This is a genomic window from Myxococcus stipitatus DSM 14675 (assembly GCF_000331735.1).
Lineage (GTDB): Bacteria > Myxococcota > Myxococcia > Myxococcales > Myxococcaceae > Myxococcus > Myxococcus stipitatus.
In genome coordinates this window covers 7,590,318-7,606,828 of record NC_020126.1, presented here as the reverse complement: position 1 = coordinate 7,606,828, position 16,511 = coordinate 7,590,318, and the positions used below count along the sequence as shown (strand labels likewise).

The following is a 16,511-nucleotide window of genomic DNA, read 5'->3' as shown; positions in this document are numbered from 1 at the left end:
CCCATTCTCCCTGCTCTTGGTTCATCGCGCCATCGGTTGAGGAGTCCCCCCGGGGACGGCTACGGTGCGCCCGCCAGGCGGAACGGGGCCTGTCGCCCCCCCTGGGTGGCCCTTCCGACTCCCCCTTGCCTATGTCTCCCTTGTTCCGGCGGATGCTTCACCCCCTGGTGCTGCTGGTGTTCACCCTGCTGTCGGTGGTGCACACCTGGCCGCTCGTGCCCAAGCTCCACACCCACCTGGTGACGGGGCGGGAGGATGTGCTCGCGAGCGTCTGGCAGACGTGGTGGTCACATCAGGCGCTGTGGGTGGAGCCTCAGAACCCCTTCTTCGCGCCCGGGCTGCACTGGCCCCTGGGAGCGGAGCTGTACTGGCACACGCCGGCCTTCGCGAAGTCGATGTGGGGCGCGGTGCTGGTGCCGTTCATGTCGCCGGAGGCGGCCTACAACCTGCTCATCCTGAGCACCTTCGTGCTGACGGGTTACACGGCGTGGCTGTTGATGCGCTACCTGCTGGAGCGGGCGGGCGTGGCCCCGGTGCTGGCGGCGGTGGCGGCGCTGGCGGGTGCGAGTGTGTTCGACTTCTCCCGCTACCACCTGGCGCATGCGACGACGCACCTCAACCTGTCCGCCCTGGAGGGTCTGCCCCTCTACCTGTACTTCTTCTTCCGCTGGCTGGACGAGGGCCAGCGCAAGTGGCTGGTGGGGCTGGGACTGGCGACGCTCTACACGATGCTGTGTGACTATTACTACCTGGTGTACCTGGCGCTCTTCTCGTTTGCCTGGGTGGTGATGGAGCGGTGGCGTCACGGGCCGCTGGTGTCGGTGGGGACACTCAAGGACGCCACGGTGCGCAGGGCGGGGTGGGCGGCGCTCGCGGCGGCGGTGGCCTGTCTCCCCATGGCGATGACCCTGGCGGTGCACCTCTTCCCCGCACCGGTGTCGCAGCACCATGGGGACTCCGACTACTTCACCGACCTGTATGCCTTCTTCATCCCCGACACCTTGTCGGCCTGGATGGAGGCCCTGCCCCGGTGGGCGCGTGAGTTCTCGGTGAGCCTGGTGCGCGGGAAGATGGCCACCAACGCGGAGGAGGCGGGCTCGTTCCTGGGGTGGCTGACACCCGTCATCGCCGTCTTCGCCTTGTGGCGGGGTGTGCCGGACGGCCGCCGGTGGGTGGGCCTGGGGCTCGCCTTCGCGGCGCTGTCCATGGGCACGGTGCTGAACATCGGCCTGTCGGACCAGACCTCGCCCTTCGTTCCGCTGCTCCTCATCACGCTGTTGGTGGCCAGCGTGCCCGCCTGGCGTGGACGCTCATGGCACCGGGACGTGGTGCTGGCGCTGGGGCTGTGTACGGTGACGGCGGCCGTGGCGCCCTTCACCGCGTTCGGCCACGAGTTCCGCTTCGCCTTCCCCCTGCCGTATCTCGCCTTCAAGCACGTGGTGCCGCTGTTCACCCGAGGCGGCATGCCCGTGCGGCTGGCGCTGCCCGCGACGTTGGTGCTGGGCGTGCTCGTGTCCTTCGGCGCCGCATACCTGGGGCAGCTCGCGTCTCGCTGGGGGAAGGCGGCCATGGTGGGCGCGGCCCTGCTCGTGGCGGTGGTGCCCAACGTGGAGTACCTGAGCCGGCCGCTGAAGATGGTGCAGATGCCCACGCTCCCGCCCATCTTCGATGAGATTCGCGACGCGCCCATGCCGGCGGCGGTCTTCACAGACCATGTGCTGGGGCAGTGGGAGCAGACCCGCCACGGCAAGCCCGTCTCGGTGGCTCGGCAGGCGCGGCTGCCCGTGCGGGAGACGGCGCTGACGAACCTGCGCGTCTACCGCGCGCTCGAGGGCCGGCATGAGGGGTACAGCCCGGTGAGTCCCGAGGAGCGCGAGGAGATGCGCGCCTTCCTCAAGCAGAACCACTACCGCTGGTTCGTCGCCCACTACCACCACCCCGCGCGAGAGCGCTTCGTCGTGGAGGAGCTGGGCGGCGAGCGGGCCTACAGCGACGGCTACGTGACGGTGTACCGCTTCCCGTGACGCGCGCTACCGCCCCTTGGGGCGGCGAGGCTTGGTGGGGGCCGGAGTGCCCGCGCGCTTGTTGCTGCTCGCGGTGGCGGCGGGACGGGGCTTGGGGAGGACCTCGTGCGTGTCCGGAGCGCCCGCGGGCTCGGGCGGGGCCACCGCGGGGGCTGATTCGACCGAGGCCTCCGTCGTGAGGCTCGCCTGACGGGCGCGCAGTTGCTCCACCTCTCGCCGCAGTCGGATGACCTCGGCGGAGAGCTGGGCATACGAGTCACGCACGTGCCCGTTGAAGACGCGCTGCCGGCCGAGCGTCTCGTTGATGAACACCTGGCACGACTTGCGGAAGGCCCACTTGGCCACCACCACGAGCTGACCCACGCCGCCCCGGTGCGTCTGGAGCGGCAGTGCGCGCGTGGCGTCGGCGTTGTCCTCCAGCGCGTGCAGGTTGAAGGTCAGCGGCTCCACGCGGGGCTCCACGCCCTCGGCGGGAATGTCCACGGCCTCGGAGGTGGGGAGGCCTCGCGTTCGCAGTCGCTCCTCGATGCGGGCCATCAACTCCCGCGCCGGAATGTCGCGTCCCAGCAGCTTCATCGGTGCTTCTCCTCGAGGATGCGTTGCAGCTCTTCTTGATAGGCGGCGACCACCTGCGGCCACCCTTGCTTCTTCACGTAGGCCAGGCCCTTGGCGCCCATGGGGCCTCGGGCTTCGCCGACTTCACGCAGGCCCTGGATGAACGAGCCCAGGTCCGTGTACGCCCGTCCCGCTCCGCTGCGCGTCACCTGTCCCACCAACACGTCCGAGCGCCCGTTCACCAACACCGGCGTGCCCTGCGCGAAGGCCTCCAGCGTGAGCAGGGACAGGCTCTCATAGCGGGAGGGCACCACCACCGCCAGCGCCCCGGCCAGCGCGTCGTGCTTGTCCTGCTCCGGGATGCGGCCGAGGTAGCGCACGCCATCGCCTTCCAGGGGCATGCTGGCATCGCCCGCGAGCACCAGGTCCGGCGCGTCCGCGTACTTCTGCTTCAAGGCCTGGTGGTGCTGGAGCAGCTCGGGCACGCCCTTGCCGGCTTCCTGTCGGCCCACGTAGAGCAGGTAGTCGCGGTGCAGCCCGTGCTTCTTCCGGAAGCGAGCGCCATCCGCCGACGGACGCTCCACGCCGACGCCCACCACGCGGGTCCTCGCGTGTCCGGGGAAGTACTTCTCGATGATGGTCAGCTCCTCCGGCGTGAGGCAGAGCAGCGCGCGGGGACGCTCGAAGACATCGCGGTACGCATCGAAGCGGATGGGGGCTTCGTCATGCGTGGTGGGGACAATCAGCGCCCGGTCCGCCACCAGGGGCAGGCCCCAGACCGTCGGCGCGTAGAGGTACGTGAAGAACAGGTAGCCGTCGTACTCGTGCTGCGTGGAGGCGAGGTGGCGCAGGAGGCCCGGCGACATGGGGCCCTGCTCGGCCACCCACTGCTCCTCGCGCAGCCGCTCGTTGCTCTTGTCGAAGACCCGGCGCGACAGCCCGTTGAAGCCCTGGATGTTGCGCGTCCGTGTCGTCGGGAAGCGCAGCACCTCCACGCCGCGAATCCGGTCCGGCCCTTCCGGGAAGACGTTCTCCCAGGACAGGTGGTCCTTCGCGCACGTGGTCAGCACCGTGATGTCCCAGTGCGGGCTGAGGCGCTCGGACACCTGCGCGGCCAGCATCTCCGAGCCGCCTGTCACCTCGCCGTACCGCTGCACCACCACGGCGACGCGAGGCCGCTTGGGCGGCGCGCGCCGAGGCCGAGGCGCGGGCAGGAAGCCCTCCAGGGCGCGCGACAGGGCTCCTTGCACGGAGGCGGCGGAGAAGTGCTCCAGGCGGCGACGCTGGCCCGCGATGACAGGCTCGCGCAGGGACAGGTCCTCGCTCAGGTCCACCGCCAGCTCGGCGAGGAACGCGAAGCGCTTCTGGTCGAACGCGACGCCCGCGCCCCCCAGCGTCTCCGGCACCGCCGCGGCGCCGTACGCCAGCACCGGCACGTCGGAGGCCATGGCCTCGATGAGCGGGACACCGAAGCCCTCGTGCTCGCTCATCGACACGAACACGGAGGCGGAGCGGTACGCGGCCACCAGCTCCGCGTGGTTCAGTCGGCCCAGGAAGCTCACGCCGCTCAGGCCACGCGCCTCCCGTTTGAGCGCGCGGAAGTAGCGGCTGCCCGGCTCATAGCCCCCCACCATCAACAGGCGGGCCTGGGGACGCAGGCGCAAGAGCTCTCGATGCAGCGCGAGCAGGTCCTCGAAGCGCTTGTGAGGCATCACCCGGCTGACGCCGAGCAGCACCGGGCCCGGGCCCGACAGCTTCTTCAGCATCTTCGCGTCGGCGCGGTCGCGGCCGAAGCGCTCGGGCTCGATGAGCAGCGGCACGGTGTGGACGTTGCGATAGCCCGCGACGCGCAGCTCCGCGGCGTTGTAGTCCGACACGCCGATGGCCACGTCCACGAAGGGCGCCATGGCGGCGAGCTGCGCGCGTCCCGCCACCAGCGCGTTCTCCAACGTCGTCCCCGTGTAGAAGCGCGTGGGGCTGATGTTGTGGAAGACGAGGCCGCGTCGGCAGTCCAGGTGCATGAGCCGGCTGCTCAGCGGAGAGGCGATGCCGTGGTGATACAGCACCAGGTCTCCGGGCTCCGGCTTCAGCTCGGACGCGGGGCTCGCCAGTCCCTCCAGTCCCGCGCCGACCTCATCGGCGTACAGGCCTCCCCACACGCCCATGCGGCGCAGGAGGAGCTGGAGGTGCAACGCCGCCTGTCCGCTGGCGTCGCCGGGCACGAAGCTCGCTATCAACTGGTGAATCGCCATGCGCGCCCTGCCTATCACACGGCCGTGCTATGAGGCGCACCGTGTCCACTGGCCCCATCGCTTTCGACGCGACACTCTGGGATGAGCCCACCACGGGCATCGGCCTCTATACCCGCTGTCTCGCGGGGGCCCTGGAGGCCCAGGGCGTGCGGCTGGAGAAGCTGGGCGCACGCGACTCCGGCGACCACCCTCGGGGGAGCGGCAGCCGCACCGCCTGGACGCTCGCCCGGCTCCCTCGGGTGCTCGAGCGCTCCAAGCCGCCGCTGTATCACGCGCTGGGAAACTTCAACCTCCCGCTGATTCGCGTGTCAGGCACGGCCTACGTCCTCACCGTGCTGGACCTGATTCCGCTCATCATGCCGGACACCGTCTCCGCGAAGTTCCGGTGGCAGTTCCGGCTGTGGTTGTCGCGCAGCCTGCTCCTGGCGGACCGGGTGGTGTGCATCAGCGAGCGCACGCGGCAGGACCTGCTGGAGCGCTTCCCGGAGGCCGAGTCGCGCGCGGTGGTGGTGCCTATCGGCGTGGACCATGTGCACGCGCCCGTGCTGGATGCGACGAGCGAGGACTTCCTTCGCGCCCTCTCGCTGCCCAAGGACTATGTCCTCTATGCGGGCTCGCTCGATGTCCGCAAGAACGTGGACCTGGTGCTGGATGCGATGGAGCGCCTGCGCGCGCAGGGGCGTCCCGCGTCGCTCGTGCTGGCGGGGCAGAGTTGGTTCGGCTCGGGGCGCGTGGAGTCGCGCATCGCTCGGTTGCGCGCGGAGGGGCATGACATCCGTCCCCTGGGCTATCAGGCGGAGCCCGTGTTCTACGAGCTGATGCGGCGCGCGGCCGTGTTCGTCTTCCCCTCGCGCTACGAGGGCTTCGGGCTTCCTCCGCTGGAGGCGATGCGGCTGGGCACTCCCGCCATCGTGTCGACGGCGGGCTCGCTGCCGGAGGTCTGTGGAGACGCGGCTCCCGCGGTGCGGCCGGATGACGCGGAGGGGCTCGCGGAGGCCATCCATCGGTTGCTGCGCTCGCCTCGGGAGCGCGAAGCCTTCGCGGTGAAGGGGCAGGCTCGCGCGGCGCAGTTCACCTGGGAACGGACCGCGGAACAAACGCTGGCGGTCTACGAGGACGTGCTCCGACGCTGAGGAGTAGACCGAGCTCGGCGGGGCTGGCCGCCGACGAAGCACGAGTGGAGGTGTTGGATGCGAAGGCTCATGTGGAGTGCCCTGGTGGTGAGTGGTCTGCTCGCGGCGTGTGCGCATGCCCCCGCGAAGGACGAGCCCGCCGAGCCCTCGGCGGAAACGGAGTCCCCCGCCGAGCAGAAGCCGTCGGACGGGGAGGCCCTCCTCGTTCGCTCGAATCCCCAGCCGCAGGACCCCCTCAGCATCGAGAGTGGCCGCGTCGAGGGGAGCACGCTGGTCCTGAATGTCTCCCACGGAGGCGGCTGCGCGGAGCACTCCTACGCGCTGGCCTGGGACGGCACGTTCCAGACGAACGCGGCGGCGGAGCCGGTGGCGAACCTGGTGGTGATTCACAACGCCAACGGGGACCGCTGCAAGGCCATCAAGTTCGCGGAGCCTCGGTTCGACCTGAGCTCCCTCACCCGGGCGTTGGCGGACAAGTCCGGCAAGGGCTCGGGCTCGGTGGAGCTCGTGGTGCAAGGGCTGGCCGAGCCCGTTCGCTACACCTTCTGACCGAGCCGCCCTCCGAGGGCTCATGGACCTGGACGCGACATGAAGCTCTCGGAGGCCCTGGTACTGTTGGAGCGCTCTTTCGGTGGTCAGGAGGAAGGCGCAGCCCGCCTCGTCGAGGCGGAGGATGAGCGCTTCGCCCTTCGCCCCAGCGCGGTGTGGCTGGAGTATCGCTGGTACGTGTCCGGGCGGGGCATGGCCGAGGTGTTCCTCAAGTCGGAGCGTGTCCGCCCCGACGCCCGCGCGGACGCGGAGGCCACGGTGGTTCGAGTCCACCTGCTCGGGGCTTCCGCGGATCTGGCGGAACGCGCCGAGCGGCTGCTGGTGGGCGGCCGGCCCGCTCCCGAGCGCCTCATGGGCCTGTTCGACAATGATGGTGTGCGCCGGGAGTGTGTCGCCTTCGCGCGCACGAGCGTCACGGTGGAGCACTGGGACACGCCGGGCCCGCGCCCCGTGCTGAAGGAGGCGCGCTTCGCTGCGCTGACGGCGAGGTTGGCGGACGCGGGCTCGACACCGGAGGAGCGTCACGAGGCGGTGCAGCGCCTGGCCGAGGAGCGCAGCCCGCGTGTCGTGGAGGCGCTGCTGGGCCTGCTGTCGCGTCAGCCGTCGCTGATGGCGCTGCGGGTGTTGTCCGAGTGGGGCGAGGTCCGCGCGAGGGCCCCGCTCCAGCAGGCCCTCGCGGTGGTGCGGCCCGACAATCCGTCGGACCTGTGGAACCTCACCGCGCTGGACCGCAGGCTCGAGGCCTGGACGTTCATGGCGCGTCAGGCGACGGCGCGGTGACACCCGCCGCGAGCAGGTCCTCACGCAGGCGCGTCAGCACCTTGCCCAGCAGATTCAAGCCACGCCACTGGGATGGGTCCTGGATGCGAGGGTCCTCCATCTTCAGGCCCACGCCCCAGATGCGGTCCATGGGACTGGCCTCCACCAGCTCCGTGCCGCGACTGGCGAGCAGCGCTTCGAGATACGACGCGTTCTGCGTGAACTTGGCGTGATTGCCCGCGTAGACGATGCGCTCGCGCTCACGCTCCCACGTCGCCACGTCGAAGCCGCGGACCTTCCGCCCCAACGCCTTCTGCGCGCGCGGCGTCTTGGCCAGCATGATTTCGGCCTGGATCTCCGAGTCACCGAAGATGCGTGCCTTGCCCGCCATCATGAACTGCTCGGCACAGATGTAGCGGACGCCCTCCACCACGAACGTCACGCGATTGAACTGGGAGAAGGGAGACTCCTCCTTCCAGAAGAAGGTGAACCGGCCCTGCCGTTGCGTGCCCGCCATCAGATGCCTCCAGGTTGGTGTTGATTGTACACCAACGTCGGGCGCGGGGCATCCTGACGGCGCCGTCCATCGAATCAGCGGTTCGGATGGACGGCGGGGGAGGGGGGCTCAGGCCTGCGTGCGGGCGGCGCCGGGGACCTTGGGGCCCAGGACGTCGCGCAAGGCGTCCGTCACCGTCAGCTTGGGCGACCAGCCCAGCGCGCGGAGCTTGTCCGGAGAGCCGATGAGGCTGGGGATGTCGGAGGGGCGCAGGCGCGCGGGGTCCAGCTCGATGCGCGCATTCACGCCCGCGAGCAGGAGCATCTCCTCCAGCAGCTCGCGGATGGTGCGGCCCTCGCCGCTGCAGATGTTGTACGCCTGCCCGGGCTCACCCTTCACGAGCAGCAGCCGGTACGCCTCCACCACGTCGCGCACGTGGGAGAAGTCGCGCACGGCATCCAGGTTGCCCGTGCGGAGCACCGGGTCCACCGTGCCCAGTCCGATGGCGCGAATCTGCGAGGCGAACGAGGGCACCACGAAGGTGGGGTCCTGTCCCGCGCCCAGGTGGTTGAAGGGCCGGGCCATCATGACCTCCAGCCCGTAGCTGCGATGGAACTGGACCCCCGCCAGCTCCGCCGCGGACTTGGAGGCCGCGTAGGGGCTCAGCGGAATCGCGGGCGTGTCCTCGGTGGCACGGGTCCCCACGGGCACCGGGCCATAGACTTCCCCCGAGCCCACCAGGACGACGCGCGTCTTGGGCGCGTTCTCCCGCAGCGCGGTCAGGAGGTTCACCACCCCCATGGTGTTCACCGCGAACACGCGCGAGGGGTTGTGGTGGCTCTTGGCCACCGAGCTGAAGCCCGCGAGGTGGATGACCCCGTCGGGCTTCGCTTCGGCCACGGCGGCCTTCACCGCGGCCTCGTTGGCCACGTCGAAGTGAAGGGCGCTGCTGCTGACCCCTTCTCCGCGTGGCCCGTGTGCTTCGACGACCTCGTCACCGGATGCGCGCAGGAGCGCGCAAAGATGCCTGCCGACGAACCCATCCGCTCCCGTGACGAGAATGCGCATCTACCGCTGCCCCGCCTTCACGCGCTCCAGGTCCGCGTCCACCATCATCTCGATGAGCTGCTTGAAGCGCACCTTCGGCTCCCAGCCCAGCTTCTCCTTGGCCTTGGCCGGGTCGCCGATGAGCAGGTCCACCTCGGCCGGACGGACGAAGGCCGGGTCGATGACGACGTGCTTCTGCCAGTCCAGGCCCACGCGGCCGAAGGCAATCTCCACCAGCTCGCGCACGGTGTGCGTCTCGTTGGTGGCGACGACGTAGTCCTCCGCCTCCGGCTGCTGGAGCATGCGCCACATGGCGTCCACGTAGTCGCCCGCGAAGCCCCAGTCGCGCTTGGCGTCCAGGTTGCCCATGGGCAGTTTCTCCTGGAGGCCCAGCTTGATGCGCGCCACGTTGTACGTGACCTTGCGCGTGACGAACTCGAGGCCGCGGCGCGGCGACTCGTGGTTGAAGAGGATGCCGCTCACCGCGAAGAGGCCGAACGACTCGCGGTAGTTCACGGTGATGTGGTGGCCGTAGGCCTTCGCCACGCCGTAGGGGCTGCGCGGATAGAAGGGCGTGTCCTCCGTCTGCGGGACCTCCAGCACCTTGCCGAACATCTCGCTGGAGGACGCCTGGTAGAAGCGCGCCTGCGGACGCGTGTGGCGGATGGCCTCCAGCATCTTCGTCACGCCCAGCGCGGTGAACTCGCCGGTGAGGACCGGCTGGTTCCAGCTGGTGGGCACGAACGACTGCGCCGCGAGGTTGTACACCTCATCGGGCTTGACCAGGTTCAACAGCGCCGCGAGCGAGAACTGGTCCAGCAGGTCGCCCTGGTGCAGCTGAATCTTGCCGTGCAGGTGCTGGATGCGCTCGAACTTCTCTTCCGACGAGCGTCGCACCATGCCGTGGACTTCATAGCCCTTCGAAAGCAGCAGCTCCGCGAGGTAGCTGCCGTCTTGCCCCGTGATGCCTGTAATGAGTGCGCGCTTGGTCGCCATGGCCTTTTTCGCTGTTGGCTGGAAGACGCACTTTGTACCTGACGCGGTTGCCCGGAGCCAACCGTTCCCGAAGCCTTCGGACTTGAAAGCAACGGGACGCGTGCGAAGTTACGTCGGACCCACCTGTCCGGAGCCCGGTCATGCGTCACTCCATCTTCGTCATCCTGGCGGCATCGCTGTCTGGCGCGGTCGCATCCGCTCAACCCGCGCAGGTTCCCGCTTTCCGCCAGACGACACCCGGACCCACCACCATCGGTGGTTCCATTCGAGACGTCGCCCTCTGGGTCGCACCGAGGAGTGCCGACGCGGGCACGGACGCGGGACCGGGTGGATTGCTCCTGACGGCCTACGACAATCAGAACGCCGGGCTCGCCACGTTTGGGTTGGATGGTCAACAACTCGAGGATGAGCAGCTGGATGGACCGGTGGCCAGCGTCGCGGTTCGAGATGGCTTTCGTTTGGGGGCGAACACGCTGTCGGTGGCCGTGACGAGCAACCTGAATCGCGGGCTGACGGCCTACTCCGTGGACGGTCTGCGCGCGACCGACCGCGTGCAACGGATTGGGACCGGCCCCTTCCTCCTCACCAGCGCCGGCTACACCTCCGTCGCCTTCTATCGGAGCCCCAGCTCGGGCCGACTCTTCGTCTTCGCGAGCAACGACGTGGGCTCTCTCTCGCAGTTCGAGATGTCGGGAGAGGATGGCGGCGTGTCCGCCACCTTGGTGAACCGGCCCATCAGCGTGGGTGGCGCCGTCACGGGCATGGTCGTCGATGAGGAGCGTGGCCACCTGTATGTGGTGCAGGCCGGCGCGGCCATCTGGCGCTACGCCGCGGAGCCCGACGGTGGCGCCACGCGCACGCAGGTCGTCTCCCTGACGGCGACGGACAGCAAGCTGTCCCGGAATGTCAACCGACTGGCGCTGTACCGCGCGGCCGGCACGGAAGGGTATCTGCTGGCGGCGGACACCCAGGCTGGCACCTTCGCCGTGCTGGACCGCCGCACCTATGCCTTCCTCGGGTCGTTCACCGTGGTGCCGGGCGATGGGGGCGTGGGTGGAGCGGTGGCGCCTCGCGCGCTCGCGGTGACGTCGGGCCCCGTGGGGGCGTTTGCGGACGGTCTGTTCGTCGCGCAGAGCTCCTCCGGCACGGGGACGGATGACCTGAAGCTCGTTCGCTGGGAGACAGTGGCGCAGGCCTTCAACCCGCCGCTGCGCATCGACACCCGGCCGACGCCCTCGGATGGTGGCGTGGACGCGGGGGTGGACGCGGGCTCGGACGGCGGTGGTGGCGGGGGCGTGGGGCCTGGGCCGCTGCCGGGCGGGGGGATTCCTCCCGTGGATGCGGGCTCCGGGTGCACCTGTGCCTCGGCGTCCGTGCCTGGCAGTGTGCTCCTCGGCCTGCTGGCCCTGGGGATGTCGCTGCGCCGCCGCCGCGAGCGTTGAAGCGCGTTGCCTCGGGGCTCGGGGCGCGGTGAAGTGGGGCGCTCATGCGTTCACCGCGTCCCTTCCTCATCGCGCTCGCCACGTGTGCCGCTGCTTGCGCGAGCACTCCTTCTTCCGCGCCGTCCTCCCCTCCGCCCCCCGCCCCCGTGCGAATCACGCTGGTGGGGCTCAATGACTTCCACGGCCACGTGGAGCCTCACGTCAACCGCTTCGGCAACGGGCAGGTGGTGGAGCAGGGCGGCGCCGCGATGTTGTCCTCGTACGTCGCCCGGCTTCGCGCGGACAACCCGGGTGGTGTCCTCGTCCTGGATGGCGGCGACATGTTCCAGGGCACGCTCGCGTCCAACCTCACCGAGGGCGCCATCGTGGTGGACGTGTACAACCACGTGCAGGTCACCGCCGCGGCCCTGGGCAACCACGAGTTCGACTACGGCCCGGTGGGCCCCGCGCCCATGGCCTCGGGCTCAGGAGATGACCCGCTGGGTGCGCTCAAGGCGCGCGTGAAGCAGGCGCGCTTCCCCATGCTGTCCGCCAACCTGCGAGACGCCGCCACCGGCAAGATTCCCGCGTGGCTGGGCAACGACGGCACGCACCTCGTCACGGTGAATGGCATCCGCGTGGGCCTCGTGGGGCTCACCACCGAGGAGACGCCGCTCGTCACCAATCCGGCCAACGTGGACACGCTGCGCTTCGCGCCGCTGGCGTCCTCGGTGCTGGAGTCCTCGCGCTCGCTGCGTCAGCGCGGCGCGGACGTGGTGGTGGCGGTGGCGCATGCGGGGGGCAAGTGCGGAGACCTGTCCAACCCCCGCGACACGTCGAGCTGCGAGCGCGGCGACGCGGAGATTCTCGACATGCTGGAGGCCGTGCCCCCGGGGACGGTGGACGCGGTGGTCGCCGGGCACACGCACCAGACGATGGGCCACTTCTTCGGCGGCGTGCCCGTCATCGAGACGAACGGCCTGGGGCGCTCGCTGGGCGTGGTGGAGCTGTTCGTGGACCCGGTGAGCCGGAAGCTTCAGCCGTCCCTCACGCGCATCCAGGCCGCCATTCCGCTGTGCGCCCAGGTGGACTCGGTGCACGGCGACTGTGACGCGCGCAGCCTGCGCACGCGCGCCGACGTGAAGCTCGCGCCCGCGACCTTCCTGGGCGCCCCCGTGCCCCCGGATGCCGCGGTGACGCAGCTGCTGGCACCCACGCTCGCGGAGGTCGAGGCGGCGCAGCGGCGCGGCCTGGGCGTGTCCTGCGCCTCGCCGATGTCGCGCGGCTTCCTGGAGGAGAGCGTGCTGGGCAACCTCATGGCGGACGCGCTCCGCGAGGCGGCGGGCGCGGATGCGGCGCTGATGAACCCGGGCGGCATCCGAGCGGACCTGCCGGGTGGGGCGCTGTCCTTCGGCCACGTCTACCAGGCGCTTCCCTTCGACAACACGGTGGCGGTGCTCACGCTCACGGGCTCGGAGCTGAAGCGGCTGCTGGAGCTGGCGCACGCCGTGGACAAGGGCGCCGTGTTCGCCGTGTCCGGGCTGGAGCTGACCCTGGCCCGCTGCCCGGGGCCCGGCCGTCTCCAGGGCGTCACGCTGGAGGGCGGAAAGCCCCTGGTCCCGGAGCGCACCTACCGGCTCGCGGTGCCGGACTTCCTCGCCCGGGGCGGAGACGGGGTGGACGGGGTGACGAAGCCCCTGCCTCCCGAGCGCGCGGAGCTGGCGCCGTTCCGGGGCATGGACCTGCGGGAGGCGCTGATCTCCTACGGGAAGACGCATGGGGGGGTACTCCCCAAGCCCGCCCTGGGCCGCGTGCGCTACAGCGGTGTCGCGGACACCTGTCCCACCGCGGCGCGCTGAGGGAATCGGGGCTGAAAATTCAGCCCGGACCTGATCCGCTGGGGGTGAACCGCGCGGCCAACCCTTGGAAAGATCAGCGAAAACGCTCCCGGGCCGAATTTTCGGCCTGGGATCAGTTTTCAACGGAGGCAAGAGTCCTTACTCTAGGGCTCGCGGGGATTCGCGCCGAGGTGGCCCCATCAGGGACTGCGTGCGCGGGTGCCCGAGAGCGGGAGGGACCGACATGCTCTACAAAGTGACCCCGATGATGACGCCGCCGCCGGAGAAGGCGAAGCCGCGTGAGCCGGGGCAGCCTCAGCCGAGAAAGCGGCGCAAGTCCGCCGTCTACGATGCTGATGGTCACGAGGTGCTCATCTCCCTGATGTGTATCAAGTGCCGCACGCTGAAACCGCTGGCCCAGTTCGGCCTGCGGAAGATGGCGGACGGCGCCATCCGGAATCAGCCGTGGTGCCGCACGTGCCGCTCCGGCGCGGGGACCAAGAAGCCCAAGGCGGGCAAGGGTGAGGCCGCCGCGCCCGCCGAGGCCGCGCCGGTGCTCCAGGTCGTCGACGCTGGGGCGCCCGCCGCCAAGTCCGCGGACTCCGTGCCCCAGGCGCCGACGCCGGCCGCCCGGGGCTGAAGTCACCGACCGTCGACGGTCACGACAAGCGCAGTCCCGCGGGGAGCGTGTCGCCGAGTGCGCGCGCTTCGTCCGCGGCTTCCAGCGCCACCACTTCGCGCACCATGCGGACCCACGTCTCCGACGCCTTCGCCGAGACGAGGGCCTGCGCCGCGCGCTCGCGCAGCGCCGGGTCCACGTCTCGCGTGCGGTCCCCCGTGAGCCGCGCCAATTGCGCCGCCGCGAAGGGCGCGCCGTCGATCTTGCGCAGGTCCAGGTCCAACAGCAGCGTGAGCCACGCCTCCGCGGTCTCCACGTCCACCACCTTGTGGCTGCTGCCGTAGAGCGGCACTCGCGCGCCCAGCCGTCCCAGGGACCAGGCCCAGGGGCCACCGGAGCGGGCCTCCGCCTTCAGCCGCTCGGCGATCCACCGCCCCACCTCCGCCTTGTCGCCCGGTGACAGGTGCTCCAGGGAGGCCGCCGCGCGCACCATCTCCTCCAGCCCCTCGGGTTGGATTCCCTTGACCTTCCCGGCGGCGGGCGCGTTGGGGGGAACCTTCCGGGCCAGGTGCGGCTGGAGGTAGGCGTAGAGCTTCTGCTGCTGCGCCTCCGTCAGTCCGCCGGCGATGCGGCGCCACATCACCCAGAACTCCGTCCACACCGCCTTGTCCTGGTGGTGCTGCACCAGCGCGTCGAAGAGGCTGAAGGTCTGCTCCGCGCGCCAGCCGTCCAGCGGATAGCCGAAGCCCGGGCGCAGGGTGAAGCCCGCGAGGCTGTAGAAGACGCGCTCGTGGTCCTCGGTGCGGCGCCGCTTGCTCGCGCCCGCATAGAGCGTGCTCCACATCTCGCGCAGCACCGGCACGCGCCAGGTCTCCCGAGGACCCAGGGCCTTCTCCAGCGTCTTGCCCAATTGCTTCACGTCCTTGGGCCCCAGCGGCAGGGGCTTGTTGCCGTAGACGCGCTCGATGTTCTCCTTCGCCTCGGCGAAGCGCGCGGGCATGGACTCGGTGACGGTCAGCTCGTGGGAGCCGCCCGTGCCGCGCAGCTCGAACTCCAGCCGCCACCGCTCATCCGCGACGTCGGAGACGCAGTAGAGCTCCAGGGTGCCAATCTCCGTCAGCACGGCCTGGAGGTGCACCGGCACGTCCGCCACCTTGCCCGCCGCGCCCTTGAGCAGTGTGTGGATGGGCGGCAGCGGCTTCAGGTCCTCCGCCAGCGGCACCAGGTCCCCGGGCTTGTCGATGCGGTCGCTCGTCGTGGAGTAGAGCTGGAACTGCACCGGCCTGCCCAGGGTGAGCGTGAAGGGACGGGCGCCCAGGTCGACCTTCTGTCCTTCCTCGAAGCCTCGGGGGATGAGGCAGAGCGCGGGCTGCTCCGCGCTGTCCGCCGCGCGCTGGAGGCCCACGTAGTACGCCCGCGCCGCGCCACCGCCGATGCGCAGGCCGTGCCCGCGCCGCACCAGTCCGTAGTACGCCGCGCCGCGGGCCACGGCGAGCTCCAGGGACTCGTGCCGCAGCAGCGAGATTCTGGGCGACTGGGGCCACCACGCGGAGACGGCCTCCACCAGCCGCTCCGAAATCCAGGGCGAGTTGAAGACGCCGCCGTTGAGGAGGATGGCGTCGGGGCGGGGCAGGGCGCCCTCGAAGGGAGGCGTCTCGCCGAGCGCCGCGAAGCCCGCCGCCGCGTGCTGCGCGAGGAAGGCCGCCAGGTGCCGCGTCACCGCCGCGTCCTGCACGTACGGCAGGCCCAGTTCCTGGAGCGCCATGCGCGCGGCGCGCCGGGGCCGCTCGGTGGGCGTGGAGCGAGGGAAGAAGCCATCGAGCACCAGCGCGTGGGCCTCCTCGCGCGTCAGCTCCGACGACAGCGTCCCGCCCAACAACCGGCTGCCCTCGCCCGCGAGCGACACGCCGTACTTCTCCGGAGGCGCCTTGCCCAGCAGGGCTTCCTTGGCGGTGCGGGCGGCCTGAATCGCCTGCGTCCACTGCGTCGCGGACAGGCGGCGTCCGTCCGGCAGCAGCTTCTCCTCCACCCTGCGGGCCAGCGCGGCGTCCATGTTGTCGCCGCCCAGCATGAGGTGGTCGCCCACCGCGAGCCGTCGGAGCATGGGGCCCTCGGGGGACACCCCCGCGTGGACCAGCGTGAAGTCGGTGGTGCCGCCGCCCACGTCCACCACCAGCACCAGGCGGACGTTCGCGAGCGTCTGCTCCAGGTCCGAGCGGTGGCGGGCCGTGTAGTCGTAGAAGGCCGCCTGCGGCTCCTCCAGCAGGGTGAACTTCTCCAGCCCCGCCTTGCGCGCGGCGCTCACCGTGAGGGCCCGCGCGGCCTCGTCGAAGGACGCGGGGACGGTGATGACCACCTCCTGCTTCGACAAGGGCGCGTCCGGGTGCGCGAAGTCCCAGGCGCGCGCCATGTGCGTCAGCAGGAGCGCGCTGGCGTCGACGGGGGAGAGCTTCTGGACGTCGGCCGGAGCACCCCACGGGAGGATGGGCGCGGAGCGGTCCACGCCCGGGTGGCACAGCCAGCTCTTGGCGCTGGCAATCAGCCGGCTCGGCACCCGCGCGCCCTGCCAGCGCGCCAGCTCCCCCACCACCCACGGGCCACCGTCATCACCCCAGGGGAGGCGCAGCGAATCGGCGCTCAGCTCGTGGCCCGCGGGCACGTACACCGTGGAGGGCAGCAGCGCGCGCGGCGCCACTTCTCCCTGACGGACGAGCTGCGGGACAGGGAAGTCCTCCACGGGCGCGCTCGCGCCCCGGGAAGGGTCCACGGACGCCACCGCGCAGTGGGTGGTGCCCAGGTCGATGCCGACGATTCGCATGCTC

General features: G+C 70.5%; 13 protein-coding genes. 7 read left to right on the top strand and 6 right to left on the bottom strand.

All coding sequences use genetic code 11. The features are described 5' to 3' along the window. Positions 1–152: 152 nt before the first annotated feature. Entirely contained in the window at positions 153–2,024 is a 1,872-nt protein-coding gene (locus MYSTI_RS29270; protein ID WP_233277996.1) for a hypothetical protein, read from the top strand. Between the two features lie 6 nt (positions 2,025–2,030). Here MYSTI_RS29270 and MYSTI_RS29265 read toward each other — a convergent pair whose 3' ends face one another. Both MYSTI_RS29265 and MYSTI_RS29260 read right to left on the bottom strand, forming a co-directional pair. Continuing rightward, positions 2,031–2,600, bottom strand: a complete 570-nt coding sequence (locus tag MYSTI_RS29265) for a hypothetical protein (RefSeq protein WP_015351428.1) — start codon at positions 2,598–2,600, stop codon at positions 2,031–2,033. Then, complete coding sequence (locus MYSTI_RS29260; protein ID WP_015351427.1) at positions 2,597–4,831, bottom strand: glycosyltransferase family 4 protein; 2,235 nt, start codon at positions 4,829–4,831, stop codon at positions 2,597–2,599. Before MYSTI_RS29260 ends, MYSTI_RS29265 begins: the two co-directional genes overlap by 4 nt. Before the next feature lie 29 nt (positions 4,832–4,860). Here MYSTI_RS29260 and MYSTI_RS29255 point away from each other — a divergent pair, with 29 nt between their 5' ends. The 3 genes from MYSTI_RS29255 to MYSTI_RS29245 are packed head-to-tail and all read left to right on the top strand — an operon-like array spanning position 4,861 to position 7,293. Continuing rightward, on the top strand, positions 4,861–5,964 hold the full coding sequence (locus MYSTI_RS29255; RefSeq protein ID WP_015351426.1) for a glycosyltransferase family 4 protein: 1,104 nt from the start codon (positions 4,861–4,863) through the stop codon (positions 5,962–5,964). A 57-nt stretch (positions 5,965–6,021) separates the two neighbouring features. After that, the gene (locus MYSTI_RS29250) at positions 6,022–6,513 is read left to right on the top strand and encodes a lipoprotein (RefSeq protein WP_015351425.1); all 492 of its coding nucleotides are present in this window, start codon (positions 6,022–6,024) and stop codon (positions 6,511–6,513) included. Between the two features lie 39 nt (positions 6,514–6,552). After that, a complete protein-coding gene (locus MYSTI_RS29245; protein ID WP_015351424.1) occupies positions 6,553–7,293 on the top strand; it encodes a hypothetical protein in 741 nt (246 codons plus the stop codon). Here MYSTI_RS29245 and MYSTI_RS29240 read toward each other — a convergent pair. From MYSTI_RS29240 to gmd, 3 genes are all read right to left on the bottom strand, one after another. After that, positions 7,265–7,789, bottom strand: a complete 525-nt coding sequence (locus tag MYSTI_RS29240) for a riboflavin biosynthesis intermediates N-glycosidase (protein WP_015351423.1) — start codon at positions 7,787–7,789, stop codon at positions 7,265–7,267. The two genes, MYSTI_RS29245 and MYSTI_RS29240, sit on opposite strands and share 29 nt — an antisense overlap. A 108-nt stretch (positions 7,790–7,897) precedes the next feature. After that, positions 7,898–8,836 carry a GDP-mannose 4,6-dehydratase gene (locus MYSTI_RS29235; RefSeq protein WP_015351422.1) on the bottom strand — a complete coding sequence of 313 codons (939 nt, stop codon included), beginning with the start codon at positions 8,834–8,836 and terminating at the stop codon, positions 7,898–7,900. Then, positions 8,837–9,811: a GDP-mannose 4,6-dehydratase gene (gene gmd / locus MYSTI_RS29230; protein ID WP_015351421.1), complete on the bottom strand. Its 975-nt coding sequence runs from the start codon at positions 9,809–9,811 to the stop codon at positions 8,837–8,839. A gap of 140 nt (positions 9,812–9,951) precedes the next feature. On the opposite strand from gmd, the gene MYSTI_RS29225 reads away from it, so the two are divergent. From MYSTI_RS29225 to MYSTI_RS29215, 3 genes are all read left to right on the top strand, one after another. Further along, positions 9,952–11,253 (top strand): myxosortase-dependent phytase-like phosphatase, encoded by a 1,302-nt coding sequence (locus MYSTI_RS29225; RefSeq protein ID WP_015351420.1) that lies wholly within the window; start codon positions 9,952–9,954, stop codon positions 11,251–11,253. Positions 11,254–11,297: 44 nt separating this feature from the next. Continuing rightward, on the top strand, positions 11,298–13,091 hold the full coding sequence (locus tag MYSTI_RS29220; protein WP_044281554.1) for a bifunctional metallophosphatase/5'-nucleotidase: 1,794 nt from the start codon (positions 11,298–11,300) through the stop codon (positions 13,089–13,091). A gap of 223 nt (positions 13,092–13,314) precedes the next feature. Continuing rightward, positions 13,315–13,710, top strand: coding sequence for a hypothetical protein (locus MYSTI_RS29215; RefSeq protein ID WP_015351418.1), 396 nt, complete (start codon positions 13,315–13,317; stop codon positions 13,708–13,710). A 19-nt stretch (positions 13,711–13,729) separates the two neighbouring features. On the opposite strand, the gene MYSTI_RS29210 is transcribed toward MYSTI_RS29215, so the two are convergent. After that, positions 13,730–16,507 (bottom strand): Hsp70 family protein, encoded by a 2,778-nt coding sequence (locus MYSTI_RS29210; RefSeq protein WP_015351417.1) that lies wholly within the window; start codon positions 16,505–16,507, stop codon positions 13,730–13,732. Positions 16,508–16,511 lie beyond the last annotated feature (4 nt).